Origin of the sequence: Streptomyces sp. NPDC060031 (assembly GCF_042736805.1) — a bacterium.
Taxonomy (GTDB): domain Bacteria; phylum Actinomycetota; class Actinomycetes; order Streptomycetales; family Streptomycetaceae; genus Streptomyces.
This window is the reverse complement of sequence record NZ_JBHWVM010000015.1, coordinates 39,122-60,386: the sequence shown is the minus strand read 5'-3', so window position 1 is coordinate 60,386 and position 21,265 is coordinate 39,122. Positions and strand designations below refer to the sequence as shown.

The 21,265-nt window shown below is 70.9% G+C and carries 19 protein-coding genes; 2 read left to right on the top strand and 17 right to left on the bottom strand.

Features of this window, described 5'->3' with window-relative positions:
- Window positions 1-245: 245 nt before the first annotated feature.
- From ligA to ACFWB8_RS09560, 6 genes are all read right to left on the bottom strand, one after another.
- Window positions 246-2,447 (bottom strand): NAD-dependent DNA ligase LigA, encoded by a 2,202-nt coding sequence (ligA, locus tag ACFWB8_RS09585; protein WP_385223930.1) that lies wholly within the window; start codon window positions 2,445-2,447, stop codon window positions 246-248.
- A 30-nt stretch (window positions 2,448-2,477) separates the two neighbouring features.
- A complete protein-coding gene (locus tag ACFWB8_RS09580; protein ID WP_385223928.1) occupies window positions 2,478-3,461 on the bottom strand; it encodes a methionine synthase in 984 nt (327 codons plus the stop codon).
- Window positions 3,458-4,147 (bottom strand): SDR family oxidoreductase, encoded by a 690-nt coding sequence (locus tag ACFWB8_RS09575; RefSeq protein ID WP_385223926.1) that lies wholly within the window; start codon window positions 4,145-4,147, stop codon window positions 3,458-3,460. The genes ACFWB8_RS09580 and ACFWB8_RS09575 overlap by 4 nt, the downstream gene beginning before the upstream one ends.
- Before the next feature lie 245 nt (window positions 4,148-4,392).
- Window positions 4,393-4,974 carry a hypothetical protein gene (locus tag ACFWB8_RS09570; RefSeq protein ID WP_385223924.1) on the bottom strand — a complete coding sequence of 194 codons (582 nt, stop codon included), beginning with the start codon at window positions 4,972-4,974 and terminating at the stop codon, window positions 4,393-4,395.
- A gap of 23 nt (window positions 4,975-4,997) precedes the next feature.
- Window positions 4,998-5,342, bottom strand: coding sequence for a DUF1330 domain-containing protein (locus ACFWB8_RS09565; RefSeq protein WP_385223922.1), 345 nt, complete (start codon window positions 5,340-5,342; stop codon window positions 4,998-5,000).
- Between the two features lie 93 nt (window positions 5,343-5,435).
- On the bottom strand, window positions 5,436-6,413 hold the full coding sequence (locus ACFWB8_RS09560) for a GlxA family transcriptional regulator (RefSeq protein ID WP_385223920.1): 978 nt from the start codon (window positions 6,411-6,413) through the stop codon (window positions 5,436-5,438).
- Between the two features lie 103 nt (window positions 6,414-6,516).
- Here ACFWB8_RS09560 and ACFWB8_RS09555 point away from each other — a divergent pair, with 103 nt between their 5' ends.
- Window positions 6,517-7,458 carry an NADP-dependent oxidoreductase gene (locus ACFWB8_RS09555; RefSeq protein WP_385223918.1) on the top strand — a complete coding sequence of 314 codons (942 nt, stop codon included), beginning with the start codon at window positions 6,517-6,519 and terminating at the stop codon, window positions 7,456-7,458.
- On the opposite strand, the gene mnmA is transcribed toward ACFWB8_RS09555, so the two are convergent.
- Window positions 7,455-8,591: a tRNA 2-thiouridine(34) synthase MnmA gene (gene mnmA, locus ACFWB8_RS09550; protein WP_385223916.1), complete on the bottom strand. Its 1,137-nt coding sequence runs from the start codon at window positions 8,589-8,591 to the stop codon at window positions 7,455-7,457. The two genes, ACFWB8_RS09555 and mnmA, sit on opposite strands and share 4 nt — an antisense overlap.
- Before the next feature lie 68 nt (window positions 8,592-8,659).
- Here mnmA and ACFWB8_RS09545 point away from each other — a divergent pair, with 68 nt between their 5' ends.
- Entirely contained in the window at window positions 8,660-9,313 is a 654-nt protein-coding gene (locus tag ACFWB8_RS09545; RefSeq protein ID WP_385223915.1) for an N-acetylmuramoyl-L-alanine amidase, read from the top strand.
- Here ACFWB8_RS09545 and ACFWB8_RS09540 read toward each other — a convergent pair.
- The 10 genes from ACFWB8_RS09540 to ACFWB8_RS09495 all read right to left on the bottom strand — a co-directional run bounded on the left by ACFWB8_RS09540 (window position 9,310) and on the right by ACFWB8_RS09495 (window position 21,242).
- On the bottom strand, window positions 9,310-10,767 hold the full coding sequence (locus ACFWB8_RS09540; RefSeq protein WP_385223914.1) for a hypothetical protein: 1,458 nt from the start codon (window positions 10,765-10,767) through the stop codon (window positions 9,310-9,312). The genes ACFWB8_RS09545 and ACFWB8_RS09540 overlap by 4 nt on opposite strands.
- A 64-nt stretch (window positions 10,768-10,831) precedes the next feature.
- Complete coding sequence (locus tag ACFWB8_RS09535) at window positions 10,832-11,995, bottom strand: cysteine desulfurase family protein (RefSeq protein WP_385223913.1); 1,164 nt, start codon at window positions 11,993-11,995, stop codon at window positions 10,832-10,834.
- Between the two features lie 121 nt (window positions 11,996-12,116).
- On the bottom strand, window positions 12,117-12,977 hold the full coding sequence (locus ACFWB8_RS09530; protein ID WP_385223912.1) for a thioesterase family protein: 861 nt from the start codon (window positions 12,975-12,977) through the stop codon (window positions 12,117-12,119).
- A gap of 58 nt (window positions 12,978-13,035) precedes the next feature.
- Window positions 13,036-13,692 carry a trimeric intracellular cation channel family protein gene (locus tag ACFWB8_RS09525; protein WP_385223911.1) on the bottom strand — a complete coding sequence of 219 codons (657 nt, stop codon included), beginning with the start codon at window positions 13,690-13,692 and terminating at the stop codon, window positions 13,036-13,038.
- A gap of 223 nt (window positions 13,693-13,915) precedes the next feature.
- The gene (locus ACFWB8_RS09520) at window positions 13,916-15,010 is read right to left on the bottom strand and encodes an ABC transporter ATP-binding protein (protein WP_385223910.1); all 1,095 of its coding nucleotides are present in this window, start codon (window positions 15,008-15,010) and stop codon (window positions 13,916-13,918) included.
- Window positions 15,007-16,116: an ABC transporter ATP-binding protein gene (locus tag ACFWB8_RS09515; protein ID WP_385223909.1), complete on the bottom strand. Its 1,110-nt coding sequence runs from the start codon at window positions 16,114-16,116 to the stop codon at window positions 15,007-15,009. The genes ACFWB8_RS09520 and ACFWB8_RS09515 overlap by 4 nt, the downstream gene beginning before the upstream one ends.
- Window positions 16,113-17,111: an ABC transporter permease gene (locus ACFWB8_RS09510; RefSeq protein WP_385223908.1), complete on the bottom strand. Its 999-nt coding sequence runs from the start codon at window positions 17,109-17,111 to the stop codon at window positions 16,113-16,115. The genes ACFWB8_RS09515 and ACFWB8_RS09510 overlap by 4 nt, the downstream gene beginning before the upstream one ends.
- Before the next feature lie 131 nt (window positions 17,112-17,242).
- On the bottom strand, window positions 17,243-19,018 hold the full coding sequence (locus ACFWB8_RS09505; RefSeq protein WP_385223907.1) for an ABC transporter substrate-binding protein: 1,776 nt from the start codon (window positions 19,016-19,018) through the stop codon (window positions 17,243-17,245).
- 74 nt (window positions 19,019-19,092) lie between these two features.
- On the bottom strand, window positions 19,093-20,088 hold the full coding sequence (locus ACFWB8_RS09500; protein WP_385223906.1) for an ABC transporter permease: 996 nt from the start codon (window positions 20,086-20,088) through the stop codon (window positions 19,093-19,095).
- Between the two features lie 413 nt (window positions 20,089-20,501).
- A complete protein-coding gene (locus tag ACFWB8_RS09495) occupies window positions 20,502-21,242 on the bottom strand; it encodes an enhanced serine sensitivity protein SseB C-terminal domain-containing protein (RefSeq protein WP_385223905.1) in 741 nt (246 codons plus the stop codon).
- Between the last annotated feature and the right edge of the window lie 23 nt (window positions 21,243-21,265).

The following is a 21,265-nucleotide window of genomic DNA, read 5'->3' as shown; positions in this document are numbered from 1 at the left end:
GTCGGCGGTGGTTGCCCGAATGCGACCCAGCCATCCTCATCAGTACGGTATCCGCCGAACGGGTGAGTTCGGACCAACACCCGCCGGTCACCCTTCCGATGATCCGACAGGCCACTGCCCTGCGTACAGCCTTGTACCGGCCGTTTACCACCGCAGGTCGCGCCTGGCGTGCGCCCGCCCATACGGCCGCACGCCACGCATCCGTTCGCCTTCGCTACTCCCCCGGGACGACTCCTCTACCGGTATTACTCCGCCGCGGCGTCGCCGTCCACCGGGAGCGCGGCCTCGCGTGCCGCGTCCGGGCCCTGTTCGAGCAGGATCGCGAAGCCCGCGTCGTCGAGGACGGAGAGCTTCAGCTGCACCGCCTTGTCGTACTTGGAGCCGGGGTTGTCGCCGACCACGACGAAGGAGGTCTTCTTCGAGACGGATCCGGTCACCTTGGCGCCCCGGCTCTGCAGGGCGTCCTTCGCACCGTCCCGGGTATGGCTCTGCAAAGTGCCGGTGACGACGACGGTCAGGCCTTCCAGCGGGCGCGGGCCCTCCTCCTCGCCGGAACCTTCCTCCTCCATCCGGACACCGGCCGCCCGCCACTTGCGCAGGATCTCCTGGTGCCAGTCCTCGGCGAACCACTCCTTCACCGAGGCCGCGATGATCGCGCCCACCCCGTCGGTCGCGGCCAGCTCCTCCTGGGTCGCTTGCTCGATCCGCTCGATCGAGCGGAACTCGCGTGCCAGCGCGGCCGCCGCGACCGGTCCGACGTGGCGGATCGACAGCCCGTTGATGACGCGGGCCAGCGGCTGGCTCTTGGCCGCCTCGATGTTCGCCAGCATGGCCAGCGTGTTGGCCTTGGGCTCGCCCTCCTTGTTGGCGAAGAAGGTGACGACCTTCGGCTCTCCGGTCTTCGGGTCGATCTTGGGCTGACCCGAGTCCTGATCCCGTACGTAGGAGGTGATGGGGAGCAACTGCTCCAGGGTGAGGCCGAAGAGGTCGCCCTCGTTCGCCATCGGGGGGACCGAGGGCTCCAGCGGCTGGGTGAGCGCGGCCGAGGCGACGTACCCGAAGTTCTTGATGTCCAGGCAGGCGCGGCCGACCAGGTAGAAGAGCCGCTCGCGCAACTGCGCCGGGCAAGTGCGGGCGTTGGGGCAACGCACGTCGATGTCGCCCTCCTTCATCGCCTTCAGCACTGTCCCGCACTCGGGGCACTCCGCCGGCATCACGAACTCCCGCTCGCTGCCGTCCCGCAGGTCGGCGACCGGGCCGAGGATCTCGGGGATGACGTCGCCCGCCTTGCGCAGCACGACCGTGTCCCCGATGAGCACGCCCTTGGCCTTGACGACCTCCTGGTTGTGCAGGGTCGCGAACTCGACCTCGGAGCCCGCCACCGTCACCGGCTCCACCTGCGCGTACGGGGTCACGCGCCCGGTACGGCCGACCCCCACCTTGATGTCGATCAGCTTGGTGTTGACCTCCTCGGGGGCGTACTTCCAGGCGATGGCCCAGCGGGGGGCGCGCGCCGTGGAACCGAGCCGGCCCTGGAGCGGGATCTCGTCGAGCTTGACGACGACGCCGTCGATCTCGTGCTCGACCGAGTGCCGGTTCTCGCCGAAGTACCCGATGAACTCCCGGACTTCGGCGAGCGAGGACACCGCCTTGTTGTGCTTGGCGGTGGGCAGGCCCCACTCGCGCAGCAGCTCGTACGCGTGCGAGAGCTTGTCGGTCTCGAAGCCCTCGCGGGCGCCGATGCCGTGCACCACCATGTGCAGCGGGCGGGTGGCGGTGACCTTGGGGTCCTTCTGGCGCAGCGAACCGGCCGCCGCGTTGCGCGGGTTGGCGAAGGGCTTGTCGCCCGCTTCGACCAGGCGGGCGTTGAGCTCCTCGAACTTCTCCATCGGGAAGAAGACCTCGCCGCGGACCTCGACCACGGCCGGGATCCGGTCGCCCTTGAGGCGGTCCGGGATCTCGGCGATGGTGCGGACGTTGGGCGTGATGTCCTCACCGGTGCGGCCGTCGCCGCGGGTGGCGGCGCGGGTCAGCCGGCCGTTCTCGTAGGTGAGGTTGACGGCTAGGCCGTCCACCTTCAGCTCGCAGAGGTAGTGGTAGTCGGAGGTGTTCGCGTCCCGGGCCACGCGCTCGGCCCAGGCGGCCAGTTCCTCGTCGTCGAAGGCGTTGTCGAGGGAGAGCATCCGCTCCCGGTGCTCGACGGAGGCGAAGTCCGTCTGGTACGCCCCGGCCACCTTCTGGGTGGGCGAGTCGGGCGTGCGCAGCTCGGGGTACTTCTCCTCCAGCGCCTCCAGCGAGCGCAGCAGCTTGTCGAACTCGGCGTCGCTGACGACCGGCTGGTCGTTCACGTAGTACCGGAAGCGGTGCTCCTCGATCTGCTCGGCGAGCAGCGCGTGCTGCTCACGCATCGCCGCCGGTACGGCCGTGTCCTGCTGTTCGGCTGCCATGCCGTGTCCTCCCGTGACCCGTCTCGACCATCACTCAGGGTTGTCGGCGAGCGACCTCGCCGCCCTGACGCAGTGCGCCTGCGCCGCGCGGGCATAGGCGGGCGAAGCGCCCGCCAGACCGCACGACGGGGTGACCACGACGGACTCCGCCAGAGTCCCCGGGGCCAGCCCCAGCCTGCGCCAAAGCTTCCTGACACCCATGACGCTACCGGCAGGGTCTGACAACGGGCCGTCGGCGCCGGGCACCACTCCGGCGAAGAGTTTCACCCCGTCCTCGACGGCTTCGCCGATGGCGTCGTCCTCGCGCTCGGTGAGCAAGGAGAAATCGAACGACACGCCCGTGGCGCCGGCCCGCCGCAGCAGTCCGACGGGCACCTCGGGAGCGCAGGAGTGGACGACGACCTCCCCGTCGTGGACGGCGAACAGCTCGCGCAGCGTGCCCTCGACGACCTGCCGGTCCACGGCGCGGTACGTGCGGTACCCGCTCGCGGAGCGCACCCGGCCGAGCAGTACGGCCGTGAGGGAGGGCTCGTCGAACTGGAGCACGACCTCGGCGCCGGGGATGCGCTTGCGTACGTCGGCCAGGTGCCCGCGCAGGCCTTCGGCGAGCGAACCGGCCAGGTCCCGGCAGGCACCCGCGTCCTGGAGCATGGCCTCGCCGCCGTGCAGCTCCAGGGCGGCGGCCAGGGTCCACGGCCCGACCGCCTGGACCTTCAGCTTCCCCGTGTACCCCTGCGTGAACTCCTCCAGCGCGTCGAGGTCCTCACCGAGCCAGGAGCGGGCCCGCCGGGTGTCCCGGCCCGGCCGGTCGCTGATGCGCCAGCCGCTGGGCTCGACGTGGGCGTACATCTCCACGAGCAGCCCCAGCGAGCGGCCGATCATGTCCGCGCCGGGTCCGCGGGCGGGCAGCTCGGCCAGGTACGGGAACTCCTCGAAGGACCCGGTCACGGTCTTGGCCGCCTCGCGGGCGTCGCCGCCGGGGAGCGAGCCGACGCCGGTCGCGCCCGCGGTCATCGGCCGGGCCTGACGGACAGGTCGTTGACCTCGGCGTCGCGGGGCAGGTCGACGGCCATGACGATGGTCGTCGCGACGGACTCGGGGTCGATCCAGGCGGCGGGGTCGTACTCCTTGCCCTCCTGGGAGTGGACCTTGGCCTGCATGGGGCTCGCGGTGCGGCCGGGGTAGACGGAGGTGACGCGGATCCCGTTGGGCTTCTCCTCTTCGCGCAGGGAGTCGGCGAGGGCCCGCAGCCCGTGCTTGGAGGCGGCGTAGGCGCTCCAGTCGGCGTGGGCGTTCAGGCCGGCGCCGGAGTTCACGAAGACGACGGTCGCGCGCGAGGCCCTCAGGGTGGGCAGCAGCAGGCGGGTCACCTCGGCGGGGGCGATGAGGTTGACGTTGAGCTGCTGATGCCAGGTCTTGGGGCGCAGCTCACCGACGGGGCCGAGGTCGACGATCCCGGCGATGTGCAGGAGCGAGTCGATCCGCTCCGGGACGGCCTGCTTGGAGAAGGCCCACGAGAGCCGGTCCGGTTCGGCGAGGTCCCCGACGAGCGCGCGGGCCCCGGGGTACCGCTCGACGAGCTGCTTGCCGCGGCCGGCGTCGCGGGCGAGCAGGACGAGGTCGTCGCCGCGGGCGTGCAGCCGGGCCGCGACGGCGGCGCCGATGCCGGATCCGGCACCGGTGATCAGGTGAGTAGCCATACCGCCCATGCTCGCACCCGTCAGGCGCCGGACGCCCCGCGGTACGCCGCCTCGATCACGGCCCGTGCGGCGGCGGCCCGTGCCGCCGTGACGCCGGGGGCGAAGCCGTCGCCGAGCAGGAGGCGCGGGTGCGCGGCGGCCAGCGCGGCCCGGGCGTCCCCCCGCGGCCCCGCCCACCGCTGCAGCGCCCCGTCCCGTACGCCGGCCAGCGCGGCGGCGCGGTCCGGCGCGGGCGGCTCGAAGCGTCAGCCGCAGGCCCGCCGGTGCTCCGGCCAGCGGTCCTCCCAGAACTCCACGGTCCAGCCGGGCCAGCGCGCGGCGAGGTTACCGGCGTGGGCGCGGGCGGTGTTCAGCCACCAGCCGACCCGGCGCCGCCGCGGGTCCACGTGGATCCCGGCGCCGGCCGGCAGCCGGAAGCTTCCGTGGTCCGGTGCGTCGCGGAGCCGGTCGAGGAGAGCGGGTCCCTCCTCGACCGGATGGTCCGCGATGTCGGCGAGCACGAGGCAGCGGTCGGGCCCGACGGTGACCACGGCCACCATCGGGTCCGGGCCGTCGAACTCCTCGTCCCCCGGTTCCAGCGCCGGGCTGGGGTACACGGCGCCGCTCGCCTCCTCCGTGTCGAGGCCGAGGTGGCCGCGCAGGCCGCGCTGTCCGTCGTAGAGCCAGCGCACCTCCCAGCCGGCCCAGGCGTGCCCCAGAAGCTCCGGGGCGGCGGCCCTGGTCCGCGTCGAGGCGGTGAACCCTTCCCACGCGAAGACCAGCAGGAGCCGGTGCGCCGGGTCGACGAGGACACCCGCCTCGACCATGTCGTCGGGGCCGACGATCACGAAGGCGGCCCGGTTGCCCCCGGTCAGAGCCCCGTGGACTCGCGGAGGCGGGCGGCCGTCTTCGAGGCGTCGTAGTCCGGCGGGACCCCGTCGACGAGGATGACCTCGCCCGCGATGTGGTCCGTGCGCAGCGGGAGGATGGCCTGGTAGGCGGGCGAGTCGTACCAGGCGCGGGCCCGCTCGATGTCCGGGAAGCCGATCATGACGACCGTGCCGGGCCAGGGCCCCTCCTTGACCTCCACCTCGCGGCCGTGGACGAGGAAGCGGCCCTCGAAGGGGTCCATGGTGTCCTGGATCTCCTCGATGTAGCGGAGGATGTCCTCGTTCATCGTCTCGGGCCGGATGTGGGCGATGGCGTACGCGGTCATGGCCTGCTCCCTTGTCCTGTCAACCCGCCGGGTGGCTCCGGCTGTTGAATGGATACTCGCAACCGGCGGCCGGCAAGGCGATTACCCCCGGGGTCATGCCGGGTCGGGCGTGGTGTGCGGCTGGAAGGTGCGCCGGTAGGCGATCGGGGAGACGCCGAGGGCCGTCCGCATGTGCTGGCGCAGGGAGTTGGCGGAGCCGAAGCCCGCCCGGTGGGCGACCAGGTCGACGGGGAGGTCACTGGACTCCAGCAAGTGGCGCGCGATCTCCAGGCGTTGGACGGTGAGCCACTGCACCGGGGTCATGCCGACCTCGTCGCGGAAGCGCCGGGTGAAGGTGCGCAGGCTCATCCGGGCGTGGGCGGCCAGCTCGGCGAGCGTGACCGGCTCGGCGAGGCGCTCCAGGGCCCAGGCGCGGGTCGCGGTGGTGGTGGCGACGGTGGGTTCGGGGACGGGCCGGTCGATGTACTGGGCCTGCCCGCCGTCCCGCCACGGCGGTACGACGCACAGCCGCGCGGCGCGGTTGGCGACGGCGCTGCCGTGGTCCTGGCGGATCAGGTAGAGGCAGAGGTCGACGCCGGCCGCCACTCCCGCCGAGGTGAGGACGTCGCCGTCGTCGACGAAGAGCACCTCCTCGTCGAGGCGCACGAGCGGGAAGGCGCGCTGGAACTCCGGCGCGTGCAGCCAGTGCGTGGTCGCGGGCCGGCCGTCGAGCAGCCCGGCCGCGGCCAGGACGTAGGAACCGGTGCAGAGGGAGACCAGCCGGGTGCCGGGCCTGATCGCGGCGAGGGCGTCGGTCAGCTCCCGCGACAGGGGCGCGCCGTGCGCGAGCTCATCCATGGCGTGGGTGGGCGTGATGATCACGGTGTCGGCGGCGGCGAGCGCCTCCGGACCGGCGCCGACCCCGACGGTGAAGCCCGCGTCACTGGCCACGGGCTGCCCGTCGGCGGTGCAGACGGTCAGCTCGTAGAGCGGCGCGCCGTCGTCGTCGAAGGCGTTGCCGAAGACCCGGGAGGGGATTCCGAGCTCGAACGGGGGGACGCCTTCGAGGGCGAGTACGGCGATGCGATGCATGGCCAGATCCTGACACATGGTGGCCGTTCGGCCAACACCATGGCCGGGTGCCGGCGCCGAAGCTGGTGTCACAGCAGCAGCGGACACACCTGAGGAGAAACACATGCGCGCCGTCGTCGTCAGCCAGTGGGGCGGGCCCGAGGTACTGACCGAGACCGAGCTGGAGCGCCCGGAGCCCGGCATGGGCGAGATCCTGGTCCGGGTCCACGCAGCCGGGGTCAACCCCGTCGACTGGAAGACCCGGGCCTCCGGCGCCCTCATCCCCTGGGGCCCGGTCCCGGCCGTCGGCTGGGACGTGTCCGGCACGGTCGAGGCCGTCGGCCCCGGCGTGACGCTGTTCCAGCCGGGCGACGAGGTCTTCGGCATGCCGCGCTTCCCGGCCCAGGCCGGCGGCTACGCCCAGTACGTCACGGCCACCGCCCGGCACTTCGCCCGCAAGCCCGCCGGCCTCGACCACGTCCAGGCGGCCGCGCTCCCGCTCGCCGCGCTCACCGCGTGGCAGGCCCTGACCGACACCGCGGGCCTGCGGGCCGGGCAGCGCGTGCTCGTGCACGCGGCCGCCGGCGGCGTGGGCCACTTCGCCGTCCAGATCGCCAAGGCGCTCGGCGCGTACGTGATCGGGACCGCCAGCGCCGCCAAGCACGACGGGCTGCGCGCGCTCGGGGCGGACGAGCTGGTCGACTACCGGACCACGGAGTTCGAGGACGTGGTGTCCGAGGTCGACGTCGTGATCGACGCGATCGGCGGCGACTACGGGGCCCGCTCCCTGAAGGTGCTGCGTCCCGGCGGACACCTGATCACCCTGAACGGTCCCGACGACGTGCCGGCCGACGCCGACGGCTTCCGTACCGGCTGGACCCTCGTCGAGCCGGACTACGCGGGCCTGAAGGCCATCGCCGCCCTGGTGGCGGACGGGAAGCTCCGGCCGGTCATCGACACGGTGCTGCCGCTGGAACAGGCCGCGAAGGCCCACGAGCTCGGCGAGCAGGGCCGGACCACCGGCAAGATCGTCCTGACGGTCGCCCAGGCCCCGGCCCAGGCCTAGGCGGAGGCCGTGGCGGCGCGGGTGGTCGTGGCGATGGTGGCCGAGCCGACCACGCGCGTGCCGTCGTACAGCACGATCGCCTGGCCGGGGGCCACGCCGCGGACCGGCTCGGTGAAGGAGACGCGCAGCTCGCCGTCCACCATCTCGGCGAAGACCTCGCCCTCGCCGCCGTGGGCGCGCAGCTGCGCGGTGTACGTGCCCGGGGCGGCGGGCGTGGAGCCGCACCAGCGGGGGCGGATCGCGGTGAGGGCGGTGACGTCGAGGGCCTCGACGGGGCCGACGGTGACGGTGTTGTTCACCGGGGAGATGTCGAGGACGTAGCGCGGCTTGCCGTCGGCGGCCGGGTGGCCGATCCGCAGGCCCTTGCGCTGCCCGATGGTGAAGCCGAAGGCGCCCTCGTGGGTACCGACCTTCTCGCCCGTCGCCCCGTCGACGATGTCGCCCTCGGCCTTGCCCAGGCGGTTCGCGAGGAAGCCCTGGGTGTCGCCGTCGGCGATGAAGCAGATGTCGTGGCTGTCGGGCTTCTTCGCGACGGCCAGGCCCCGCTCCTCGGCCTCGGCGCGGATCTCGTCCTTGGTGGTGAGGGTGTCGCCGAGCGGGAAGAGCGCGTGCGCGAGCTGCTTCTCGTCGAGGACGCCGAGGACGTACGACTGGTCCTTGGCCATGTCGGAGGCGCGGTGCAGCTCGCGGGTGCCGTCCTCGTTCAGGACGACGGTGGCGTAGTGGCCGGTGCAGACGGCGTCGAAGCCGAGGGCGAGGGCCTTGTCGAGCAGCGCCGCGAACTTGATCTTCTCGTTGCAGCGCAGGCAGGGGTTCGGGGTGCGGCCGGCCTCGTACTCGGAGATGAAGTCCTCCACGACGTCCTCGCGGAAGCGCTCGGCGAGGTCCCAGACGTAGAAGGGGATGCCGATGACGTCCGCGGCGCGGCGGGCGTCGCGGGAGTCCTCGATGGTGCAGCAGCCGCGGGCGCCGGTCCGGAAGGACTGCGGGTTCGCGGAGAGCGCCAGGTGGACGCCGGTGACGTCGTGCCCGGCTTCGACCGCGCGGGCGGCGGCGACGGCGGAGTCCACACCGCCGGACATGGCGGCCAGGACGCGAAGGGGGCGGGCGGTGCGCGGCAGGTTCTCAGTCATAGCACCGTCCAGGGTACGGGGAACCGCGCGGTGTCACAGCGCGTTATCGCGTGCAGGGGGTGGTTCGCGTGGGGGACACGGGGAAAAAGGGCGCGTCGCACAGGACGCGCAGGGCGGTGCTGTTCGGGGGGCTCGGGGTCTTCGCGGCCGCGGCCGTCGCCGGGCGGGACGAGGTGGCGCGCGCCTGGTGGCTCGTGCCGGGGGTGTCCAAGCGGCGCGAGGACGGGGCGCTGGACCATGCGGGCGCGAGCTGGACGGCGGCCTCGCCGGCGAACTGGCGGCTGGCGGACCGGCCCGACGACTACCGGGTGGACCGGATAGTCGTCCATGTCACACAGGGCAGCTTCGCCACGTCGGTGGACGCGTTCAGGAATCCGTGGCACAAGGCCTCGGCGCACTACATAGTCCGCCAGGACGGCCACATCGAGCAGATGGTGCGCGAGCTGGACGTCGCCTTCCACTCGGGCAGCCGCTCCATGAACGAGCGCAGCGTCGGCATCGAGCACGAGGGGTTCGTCGACCGGCCGCAGGACTTCACGGACGCGCTGTACGAGGCTTCGGCGCGGCTGGCGGCCGACATCTGCCGGCGGTACGGCATACCGGCGGACCGAAAACACATCCTGGGCCACTCGGAGGTCCCGGGCGCCGACCACACGGACCCGGGCCGCCACTGGGACTGGGACCGGTACATCCGCCTGATCGGCGAGGCCTTGCCGTCCTAGTCTCCCGAGGCCGGTCGGTCCTGCGCGTTCAGCAACGTCGCGAAGGGCACGGTCACCGTCCCGGACGGGTAGCTCATGACCCCGTACCTCTCGCTGGGTTCCTCGTCGCCCGACAGTTCTCCCCGGGAATTGAGAGGCCCGATGTGTGCGCCGAAGTAGGAACCGTCTGCGTTCACCGCCCGATACGAGGTCACGTAGCGCGGCTTTCGCGTCACATTGATGAGGTTGTTGTTGTGGCGCAGTCTGGCGCGGTAAAAGATGTGGTCGTCACAGATTTCGGCGGCACAACCGAAATATTTCCGCTCCTCCTTGCTCCACGAGTAGTGGGGGGAGGAAAATGCGACCTCGTCGATCTTCCCGCGGTCCTTCCTCATGATCTGCAGTTCCGCCGCGGCTTGGATCACGTCGTACGGGGCGTCCTTGGGCAGCTCGACGATCCTTTCCTCCGTGATGACGTCGCCTTGGTCCAGCCAGGATCCCGGTGCGACGATGGAGCCCGTGTGAAGGACGGTGAAGCCTGTCGACCCCACGTGGAGTTCGGTGTCCTCGTCCCACTCCAGGTCTTCTTTCCAGTCCTTCAGCTTGGTGTCCCGCGCGGTGAACGTCGCCGACCGCCCATGCGTCCAGTGGGCGCTGGCGAGAACGTAGACGGGAACGGTCCCGGGGTTCTCGACGCGGATCGTCAGCGGCAGGTAGACGACGGGACGCTTGGGATCCGACCGCGGTTTCCCGAAGGTTGCCTTCACGATGAGGAGCGGCTGCTCGGCATAGGGCTGGTACACGGCCGAGTAGGCCAGATTGGATGCGGCCAGCAGAGCGCTCACCGTCACTCCGACGGCAAAGCCCTTGGGGTGGGGGATCTTCTCCCAGGCGTGGTGCCGGTAGAGGAGCCAGAGCGCCGCCATGGACCAGCACCAGAGCGGAACGAAAGCCTGCAGATAGTGCGTGGACTCCTGCTCCTGGAACCAGACCAGCAGGAACAGGCTGTTGGTGGCCAGCGCGACGAGGGCGCCCAGCACGACCAGTGAACCCGAGTACTTCACATGCCGCTTGCCCCAGAAGTCGATCGCCGCGGCCGCCGCCGCCACCTCCACCACGCCGGCCAGGATGAACAGGAACCCGCTGACGCGGCCCGCGAAGGTGAGCGCTCCGAAGGCGTCCGGCATGCCGACGACGGCGAGCAGGGCCGCGCAGCCGAGCAGCCCGGCCGTCATGAAGGCGACGGTCCCGTACCTGCGCCCCTTACGGTCGGGCCAGACCGAGCTGTCGCCCTCGCGCCAGCGGATGGCGGCCCGGTCCTCGATGTCCATGTCCTCCGGGAATCCGGCGCGGGACAGGATCCTTCGCAGCCCGCGCGGGGACCACGCGCGCCCCGCCGCCTCGCCGCCGATGTCGACCTGGCGCAGGCCCCGGCTGTCGGGCGGCTGTACCACCACCATCGGCCGTTTCGTCATGGGACCAGGCTCAGCCCCGGGCACGGGCCGCGCACCCGGGGTTACTCCACGGCCCGGCCCCCGACTAGCTGAGGCCTGCCGTGCGGGCGCGCTCGACGGCCGGGCCGATGGCGGCCGCCACGGCGGCGACGTCCTCCTTGGTGGACGTGTGGCCGAGCGAGAAGCGCAGGGTGCCGCGGGCCAGCTGCGGGTCGGTGCCGGTGGCGAGCAGGACGTGGCTGGGCTGGGCGACACCGGCCGTGCAGGCGGAGCCGGTGGAGCACTCGATGCCCTGGGCGTCGAGCAGGAGCAGCAGGGAGTCGCCCTCGCAGCCGGGGAAGCTGAAGTGGGCGTTGGCGGGGAGCCGGTCGACCGGGTCGCCGCCGAGGACCGCGTCCGGCACCTCGCGCAGGACGGCGGCGATCAGCTCGTCGCGCAGTGCGCCGACCTCCGCGGCGAAGCGCTCGCGGCGCTCGGCGGCGAGGACGGCGGCCACCGCGAAGGCGGCGATGGCCGGGACGTCGAGGGTCCCGGAGCGGACGTGCCGCTCCTGGCCGCCGCCGTGCAGGACGGGTACGGGGGTCTGGTCGCGGCCCAGGAGCAGCGCCCCGATGCCGTACGGGCCGCCGATCTTGTGGCCGCTGACGGCCATGGCGGCGAGGCCGCTGTCGCCGAAGCGGACGTCGAGCTGACCGAAGGCCTGGACGGCGTCGGAGTGCAGCGGGATCGCGAACTCGCGGGTGACTGCAGCGAGTTCGGCGACCGGCATGACGGTGCCGATCTCGTTGTTGGCCCACATGACGGTGGCCAGGGCCACGTCGTCGGGGTTGCGGGCGATGGCTTCGCGCAGGGCGTCGGGGTGCACGCGCCCGTGGCGGTCCACCGGCAGGTATTCGACCTGGGCGCCCTCGTGCTCGGCGAGCCAGTGCACCGCGTCGAGGACCGCGTGGTGCTCGACGGGGCTGGACAGGACGCGGGTCCGGGCGGGGTCCTGGTCGCGGCGGGCCCAGTAGAGGCCCTTGACGGCGAGGTTGTCGGCCTCCGTGCCGCCGGCGGTGAAGACCACCTCGCTGGGGCGGGCGCCGATCGCCTCGGCGAGGGCCTCGCGGGCCTCCTCCACGGTACGGCGGGCGCGGCGGCCGGCGGCGTGCAGGGAGGACGCGTTGCCCGTTGCGGCGAACTGCGCGGTCATCGCCGCAGCGGCCTCCGGAAGCATCGGAGTGGTGGCGGCGTGGTCGAGGTAGGCCATGATCCCCCGATTCTACGAGCCCTTGGCCGCGGCCCTTCCCCCGGCGCCGGTCACCACCGCCGAACCTGTGCGCCTCACTCGCCGGCGAGGCCGGATCTGGCCGGTGCCCACCGCTTCATTTTCAGGAAGCGGCGCGCGGGGCGCGGGCCAACTGGCGGGACTGGGCCACCAGGCGGTCCGTGGAGTCCCAGACCTCCGCGTCCTCCTCCAGGAAGCCGCCGGCCAGGTTGCGGGTCGTGATCGAGACCCGCAGCGGGCCCGGCGCCGGACGGTGGCGGATGTGCGTGGTGAGCTCCACCGTCGGGGTCCAGCCCAGCAGACCCAGGTCGAAGGCGGTCGGCGGCAGCGCGTCCACCGCGAGCAGCAGCGACAGCGGGTCCGCGTCGCGCCCGTCGGCGAGTTCGAACCAGGCCCGCATCTCGCCCTTGCCCGACGGCGCGCCCAGCGCCCAGCCCGCAGTCGCCGGGTCCAGCCGCAGCCGGAGCCGGTCCACGATCGCGGAGCTGCCGGGGATCGGGGCCGGGCCGGCCTCGGGGCCGAGGCAGTCCTCGTACGGGGGGATGGCCGGGGGCAGCGCCGTCGTGCGGACGTCGTCCGGCAGGGAGGCCAGGTCGCCGTAGGAGGCGAGGACGCGGATGCGCTCGACCTCGGCGCCGTTCTCGTCGTACTGGAACAGCGAGGCCTGGCCGGTGGAGAGGGTGCGGCCGACCCGTACGACCTGCGTGCGGATGACCGCGGGGCCGGGCGCGGAGGAGGTCAGGTAGTGCGCCGAGACCGTGAAGGGGTCCGGGTGCGGCAGGGCCGCGGACAGGGCGCGGCCGACCAGGGCCAGCAGGTAGCCGCCGTTGACGGCGGCGATGATCGTCCAGCCGGCGGAGAGTTCGGCGTCGTAGACCCCGGGCTCGCCCGCACGGGCGGTGACCGTGGTGTCGCGGTCGAACTCGCTGTCGCCGATGGATGACTGGGTCGCTGCGTGTGACATGGAACGAACGTACACCGAGGTAGTTACTAAGCGGTAGCTTTTCTTTGCTACGTCCTCGTTACGGCTCTTCGGCCACCGACGAACGGCGGTTCCAGGCCAGCGGCGCCCGCAAGTGGTAGCGCATGGCGAGGAGCCGCAGGACGAAGGTGGTCACGATCGCGAGGGTGGTCGTGACGGCGTTGAGGACGTCGAAGCCGATGAAGACGGCGACCAGCGAGGCCCCCACGATGGCGGGGACGGCGTACATCTCGCGGTCGCGCAGCAGCGAGGGGACCTCGTTGACGAGCACGTCGCGCAGTACGCCCCCGCCGACGGCCGTGGCCAGGCCCAGCGCGGCGGACGCGGTGAGGCCGAGGCCGTACTCGTACGCCTTGGTCGTGCCCGTCACGCAGAACAGGCCGAGGCCGGCGGCGTCGAAGACGTTGATGGCACGGTTGATCCGCTGGACCTCGGGGTGCAGGAAGAAGACGAGCGCGGCGGCGATCAGCGGGGTGACGAAGAAGCTGAGGTCGCCGAAGGCGGCCGGCGGCACCGCTCCGATGACGAGGTCGCGGAAGAGGCCGCCGCCGAGGGCGGTGACGAGGGCGAGAACGGCGATGCCGAAGACGTCGAAGTTCTTGCGGACGGCCAGCAGTGCGCCGGCGGTTGCGAAGACGAAGATGCCCGCGAGGTCCAGGGCGTGCTGGATGCCGGGCGGGAAGAGATCGTGGAGCACGGGGCCCATTGTGCCGGGTGCCTCGCGGCGGGCTGGTCCGGGACGCCGCTCGGCTCCGCCGGGGTTGGCCGTCAGCCGGCGCGGCTCCGTGACCTGGGGCTCCGCCCCAGACCCCGCGCCTCAAACGCCGGCGGGGCTGGGCTGTGGCCCGGCGGAGCCGGAGCAGCACGGGCTGGATTGCGGCCCGGCGGGGCTGGAGGTCCAGGCCCGCCGGGTTGCGTTGCTACTCCGCGATCGCGCTCGCCGCGCCCGGGAGGGGCGCGTCGCCCGGGGCCTGGTCCGGGGCGTTCTCCGGGTGGTGGCAGGCCACCTGGTGGCCGGTCTTCAGGGCGACCAGCGGCGGCTCCTGCGTGGTGCAGAGCTGCGTCGCCTTCCAGCACCGCGTGTGGAAGCGGCACCCGCTCGGCGGCGAGATCGGCGAGGGCACGTCGCCCTTGAGGAGGATGCGGCCGCTCTTCACGCCGCGCCTGCGCGGGTCCGGCACCGGCACGGCCGACATGAGGGCCGTCGTGTACGGGTGCATCGGCGCCTGGTACAGCGACTTGTTGTCGGCCAGCTCGACGATCTTGCCGAGGTACATCACCGCGATGCGGTCCGAGACGTGACGGATGACCGACAGGTCGTGCGCGATGATCACGTACGTGAGGCCGAGCTCCTCCTGTAGGTCGTCCAGCAGGTTGACCACCTGGGCCTGGATGGACACGTCCAGCGCCGACACCGGCTCGTCCGCGACGACCAGCTTCGGCTTGAGGGCCAGTGCCCGGGCGATGCCGATGCGCTGCCGCTGGCCGCCCGAGAACTCGTGCGGGTAGCGGTTGTAGTGCTCGGGGTTGAGGCCCACCAGCGACAGCAGCCGCTGGACCTCCGCCTTGATGCCGCCCTCGGGGGTGACCTTCTGGAGCTTGAACGGCGCGCCGACGATCGTGCCGACCGTGTGCCGCGGGTTCAGCGAGCCGTACGGGTCCTGGAAGATCATCTGCACGTCGCGGCGCAGCGGGCGCATGCCGGCCACACCCAGGTGCGTGATGTCCTTGCCCTCGAACTCGACCGTGCCGCCGGACGGTTCGAGGAGCCGGGTGATCAGCCGGCCCATGGTCGACTTGCCGCAGCCGGACTCGCCGACGATGCCGAGGGTCTCACCCCGCCGGACGTCGAAGTCGATGCCGTCGACGGCCTTGACCGCGCCCGCCTGGCGGCGCAGCAGCCCCTTGGTGATGGGGAAGTGCTTGGTCAGACCAGTGACCTTGAGCAGGGGCTCGGGAGAGTCCGAGGCCTGCTGGGGAAGGGTGACCGTCTCGGTCTTCTTGATCTCGGTCACAGCTTCGGCGCAATCTCTTCGGTCCAGATCCGGGTCCGCTCCTCCTGTGACATGTGACAGGCGGACCAGTGGCGGCTTTCGTCCTCCGTGAGTTCCGGCCGCACCGTGCGGGTGACGTTGCCCTTGGGTACGTCGGCGTACGGGCACCGGGGGTGGAAGGCGCAGCCGCTGGGGATGTTGATGAGGCTGGGCGGCGAGCCCTTGACCGGGATGAGGCGCTCGGTCTGGTCGCGGTCGATGCGCGGCATCGAGCCCAGCAGGCCCCAGGTGTAGGGGTGGCGGGGCTCGTAGAAGACCTTCTCGGCCGTGCCCCGCTCGACGCACCGGCCGCCGTACATGACCAGCAGTTCGTCGGCCATCTCGGCGACCACGCCGAGGTCGTGCGTGATCATGATGACCGCGGAGCCGAACTCCTGCTGGAGGTCCCGGATGAGGTCGAGGATCTGCGCCTGGACGGTGACGTCCAGTGCGGTCGTCGGCTCGTCCGCGATGAGCAGCTCGGGGTTGTTGACCAGGGCCATCGCGATCATCGCGCGCTGGCGCATACCGCCGGAGAACTCGTGCGGGTAGCTGTCGACGCGCTTGTGGGGCTCGGGGATGCCGACGCGGTCGAGGAGTTCGACGGCCCGCTTGAGGGCGGTCTTCTTGTCGACCTTGTTGTGGACCCGGTAGGCCTCGGAGATCTGCTTGCCGATGGTGAAGTACGGGTGCATCGCGGACAGCGGGTCCTGGAAGATCATCGCGATCTCCCGGCCGCGCAGCTTGCGCACCTCGTCCTCGGGCGAGGAGAGCAGTTCCTTGCCGTTCAGCCAGATCTCGCCGGAGATACGGGCCCGCTGGCGGCCGTACTGGCCGACCCGGTGCAGGCCCATGATGCCCAGCGAGGTGACCGACTTGCCGGAGCCGGACTCGCCGACGATGCCGAGCGTCTTGCCCTTCTCCAGGGTGAAGGAGAGTCCGTCGACGGACTTGACCAGGCCGTCCTCGGTCGGGAAGTGCACCTTGAGGTCGCGGACCTCCAGGAAGGAGGTGGCGGGGACGGAGCCGGTGACGGGCGCGTTGGGTGCCTGCGCCCCCGTCGTACCGCTCTTGGTCAGGTCGGTCATGACAGCCTCACTCGGGGGTCGATCACCGCGTACAGGAGGTCGACGACGAGGTTCGCGACGACGACGAAGAAGGCGGAGATCAGGGTGATGCCAAGGATGACCGGCAGGTCGTGCTCGCTGATGGCGCGGACAGCGCTGTAGCCGAGGCCGTGCAGCGAGAACGTGTACTCGGTCAGGACCGCACCGCCCATGAGGGCGCCGAGGTCCAGGCCCAGGACGGTCAGGATCGGCGTCATCGTGGAGCGCATGGCGTGCTTGCCGATGACGACGGGTTCCGTCAGACCCTTGGCGCGCGCGGTGCGGATGTAGTCCTCGTTGAGGACTTCGAGCATCGTCGCGCGGGTGAGCCGGGCGTACATCGCCGCGTACAGGAAGGCGAGCGAGACCCACGGCAGGATCATCCCGTTGAACCAGGTGCCCGGGTCGTCGGCGAAGGCCGCCTCCGGGCGTCCGAACCAGCCGAGCTGGTCCGAGAAGAGGGCGATGGCGAGCATGCCCGTGAAGTAGATGGGGAGGGAGACGCCGGCGAGGGCGACGCCCATGGCCGAGCGGTCCAGGACCGTACCGCGCTTGAGGGCGGAGATGACGCCGGTGGCGACACCGCCGATGACCCAGAGCACGACGGCGCCCGCGGCGAGCGAGAGGGTGACCGGCAGCCAGTCGAGCAGCAGCGGCCAGACCTCCTGCTCGGTCTTGAAGGAGTAGCCGAAGCAGGGCGCGGCGCATTGCGTGACGTCGGAGCCGTTGGCGTACGTGCGACCCGCCACCAGCCCGACGATGAACTTGCCGAACTGGACGAGGATCGGGTCGTCGAGACCCATCTTCTGCCGGATGCCCTCGATGGCGGCGGGGTCGGACTGCTTGCCGACGAAGTACAGCGCCGGATCCGTCCCGATCATCTTCGGGAAGAGGAAGAAGATTCCGAAGGTCACCAAGCAGATGACCAACAGCATGACGATGACGGCGAAGAACCGCCGGATGAGATATGCAAGCACTGCGCTCGGCCTGGCCGAGACCCGGGGGCGCCCTCTTCTGGAGAGCGCCCCCCGGCCGCGACCGCGGCCATCACCTGCCCTTCGTGCCTAGCGGGTGTGGCACTGGAACTCTGAACTGGACTGGCGGACGGTTACTTCGTGACGCCGAGGGAGGCGTAGTCGTACCGGCCGTTGTAGGCGTCGGAGGTGTAGGCGTTGGTCAGCCGGGTGCTGCGCCAGGTGATCGTCTTGTCGTAGACGAAGGGCAGGTAGACCGCGGCCTCGGAGACCTTCTGGTTCATCTGCTTGTAGATCTCGCCGGCCTTGGCCGGGTCCGTCTCCGCGATGGCCTTGTCGAACAGGCCGTTGATGACCGGGTCGTTCAGCTCGGAGAAGTTGTTGTTGCCGCTCTGGAGGATGAAGCGACCGTCGACCAGCGGCTGGGAGAAGCCCTGCCCGGTCGGGAAGTCGGCGCCCCAGCCCATGATGATGATGCCGTAGCCCTTGTCCTTGACGACCTTCGGCGAACCGATGATCCCGGAGGTCTGGGCGCCGTCGAACTGCTCGACCTGCGCGTCGATGCCGACCTGCTTCAGGGCGTTCTGCAGCGAGACGGCCGTGGCGACCTCGACCGGCTTGTTGTTGCGGACGGCGATGGTGGTCTTGAAGCCGCCCTCCTTGCCGCAGGCCTTCAGGGCGGCCTTGGCCTTCTCGACGTTCGGCTTGCCGTCGTTCGTCAGGACCTCGTACGGGTCGTACTTGCCGTCCGAGCCCTTGATGCCCAGCGGGAGCATGTTGGGGGCGATGTCGCCACCGGCCTGCGGGCCGCCGCGGGCGGTCTGCAGGGACTTGTGGTCGGCCGCGTAGATGACGGCCTTGCGGCACTCGATGTTGTCGAACGGCGCGACGGTCTGCGGGAAGACGGCGTACCGGATGAAGCCGGTCTGGCCGTTGTCCAGGTTGCTCTTGTGGTCCTTCAGCGCGGTGGCGCGGGCCGCCTGGCCGATGCCGGTCGCGTTGATGTCGACGTCGAACTCGCCGTTCATCAGGCGCTTGTCCATGTCGTCCGCGTTCGCCATGAACGTGACCGAGATGGTGTCCGGGAGCGCCTTGCGGATGGTGTCCGACTCGGGCTTCCAGTTCGCGTTGCGCGAGAGCTTCATGCTCTTGTTGGACTCGTACGAGTCGATCTTGTACGGGCCGTTGGAGAAGGGCTTCAGGCCGTACTTGGACGCCGTGTCCTTCTCCTGCTTGACCGGGCTCGCCGCCGGCATGGCCAGCATCTGCTCGAAGTCACCGTTGGGCGCCGGGAGCTTGAAGATGATGGTCTTCGCGTCCGGGGTCTCGATCGCCTTGAGGCCGAGCTTGTCCGGGGCGGTGTCCTTGTACGGACCCGGGTACTCGGTCTTCGGGTCGAGGACCTGCATCAGGTAGACCGGGCCACCGGAGATGACGTCCTGGGCCCAGGTGCGCTCGATGCCGTACTTCACGTCCTGGGCGGTGACGGGGGTGCCGTCCTCCCAGCTCACATTGTCCTTGAGGGTGTACTTGTACGTCTTGCCGCCGTCGCTGATCTCGGCCTTGGCGGTGGCGAGGTCGGGCTCCAGGTCGGCGCTCTGCTCACCCGGGGCAGCCTTGTAGCTGACCAGCTGACGCGTGTAGTAGCGGGCGAAGTCCCACATGAAGCCGTAGTAGCCGCGCTGCGGGTCCCACGAGTCGGCTTCCTGGGTACCGACGAACTTGAGCTCGCCGCCCTTCTTGTCCGACGCGTTGGCGATCTTGCCTATGCCGGCGTTGAAGCCACCGCCGGCGGCAGCGGGCTTGTCGTTCTTGTCGTCGCCGCCACAGGCGGTCGCGGTCAGCATGACCGCGAGCACGACGGCCGTGCCAGCGGCAAGCCTGCGCTTCGACGTGCGATGGGTAGTCACGATGCTCGCAACCCTCCGTTGTAGTTCCGGTGTACGTACGGCTCGAAGCCGGTTCCTGGTTTGCCCTGCGGTGGCTAGCGGGAGCCCTTCGGGTCGAGGGCGTCACGGACGCCGTCGCCGAAGAGGTTGAAGGCCAGCACGGTGATGAAGATCGCCACGCCGGGGAAGATCATGAAGAGCGGATCGTCCTCGTAGGTCCGCACAGCCGTTGAGAGGGTCTCTCCCCAGGACGGTGTGGGCGGCTTGACGCCGACACCGAGGAAGCTCAGCGCGGCCTCGGTGAGCACGTTGGTGGGGATCATCAGCGTCGTGTAGACGGTGATCGGGGCCACCAGGTTCGGAAGCAGTTCGCGGAAGAGGATGTACGTCCGGCCGGCGCCCAGGCTGCGCGCCGCCTCGACGTACTCGCGTTCGCGCAGCGACAGCGTCTGGCCCCGGACGATGCGGCCGATGTACGGCCAGCCGAAGAAGCCGATGACGAGCACCAGCACCGCGATGCGCAGTCCCGATCCCTCGAAGCCCCACAGCTTGCCGGGGACGACGGAGATCAGCGCGATGATGAAGAGCAACTGCGGGAAGGCGAGCAGCAGGTCCATGACGCGGCTGATCGCCGCGTCGACCCAGCCGCCGAAGTAGCCGGCGATGATGCCGAAGACGGTGCCCAGCGAGACCGCCACGAAGGCGGACAGGAAGGCCACCAGCAGCGAGATGCGGGCGCCGTAGACGATCCGGCTGAAGACGTCGCGGCCGTTGACCGGCTCGATGCCCAGCAGGAAGTCGCCGTTCATGCCGCCTCGGGGGCCTGCCGGCAGACCGAGCAGCGGGTCCAGCAGGTCCTCGTGCAGCTCCTCCGGCGGGTGGCCGAGGAGGTTGACGATCAACGGCGCGAAGATCGCGACGAGGATCAGCAGGAGCACGATGACGCCGCCGGCGAGTGCGACCTTGTCACGCTTGAGCCGGAGCCAGGCGATCTTCCACGGTGAGCGCCCCTCGATCGCCTTCTGCGGGAGGTCGGGGGCGGCCACGGCCGCGGGCTCGGCCGCGCTGGTGTCGTGCAGTGGTGCCGTCATCGTGGTGGGGACCCCTCTCGGCCGACGGTGGCCGGCCCATGCCCGCCGCTGTGGCGGCTTGGTTCTTTCGGCGTCGCTGATGGTGCGAATGGCACGAATTGCGCCTGAAGTGCACGTGAAGAGCCGGTGGTTGTGGGATTGACCGGCCTTCGGTGGGGGGAGTCTTCAACGGGCTCAGGAGCAGCCGCCAGACCTGCCGGGGATGTGATGCGCAACCGTGATCTGCGCCTGCACCTTCCGTTATCCGAACGGCCGGTTCTGGTCAGCGGTGAAAGAGGGACCGTACGGCGCGGAACGGACATCAGGCCCAAGTGCCATTTCCGGTCCGCTATTTGGGCGGAATCAACGGATAAGCCGAAGGCCGCACCGGAGGGGACCGGTACGGCCTTCGGACGTGATGTCTTGATATGCGGTCAGTACGGCGGGGCCTGGCCCTCGCGGTCGTAGAACGGCCGGGTCTGCGCGCGCAGCCACATCGCCACGGGGTCGTGCTCGTCCGCCAGCGCCACCGTGCACACCGGCACCCCCTCGGGCACCGCGCCGACCGACTGGCGCATCATCTCCCGTACGGACTCCAGCGCGGGCGCGGAGGCGTCGTACAGGTCGAGCCCCACCGCGAGGTACGGGGAGCCGAGCGCGGGCTGCACCCAGGCGCGCCGCAGCGAGCGCACGGCGGGCGTGCGGTGCGCGTGCTGGGTGAGCAGGCCGTAGAACTGCGGGAGCTCGATGGCGGGCTCGGACAGCCGCAGCGGTCCGGCCGGCATCCGGTCCAGGCCGGTCGCGATCCGGCGCAGGTCGGCCCACGGGATGCCGACGCCGCCGCCCTGGGCGTGCGGATTGAGCCACAGGCCCCAGCGGTCGGGGTAGAGGGCGCGGGCGATGTCCCGGCCGGTGACCACCTCGTAGCCGCGGTTCCAGCCGCTGGCGGCCAGCTCCTGTGGGGAGGTCACGCAGGGCGCGTAACCCAGGCCCTCGACCTCCATGCCCGCGTACTGGGCGTCCGGGGAACCCGGCTGCCCCTGCCAGAGCAGCATCCACAGCCTGCCCTCGGCGAGGGCGTGCAGCATTGACTCGTAGCTCTCATAGCGCCCGGGAGTCACCTGGCGCAGCATGTGCTCGACCTGCCCGGCCGCGGCCGTGCCTGACGCACTCACCCGGTACCCCTCTTCGTCCGCCC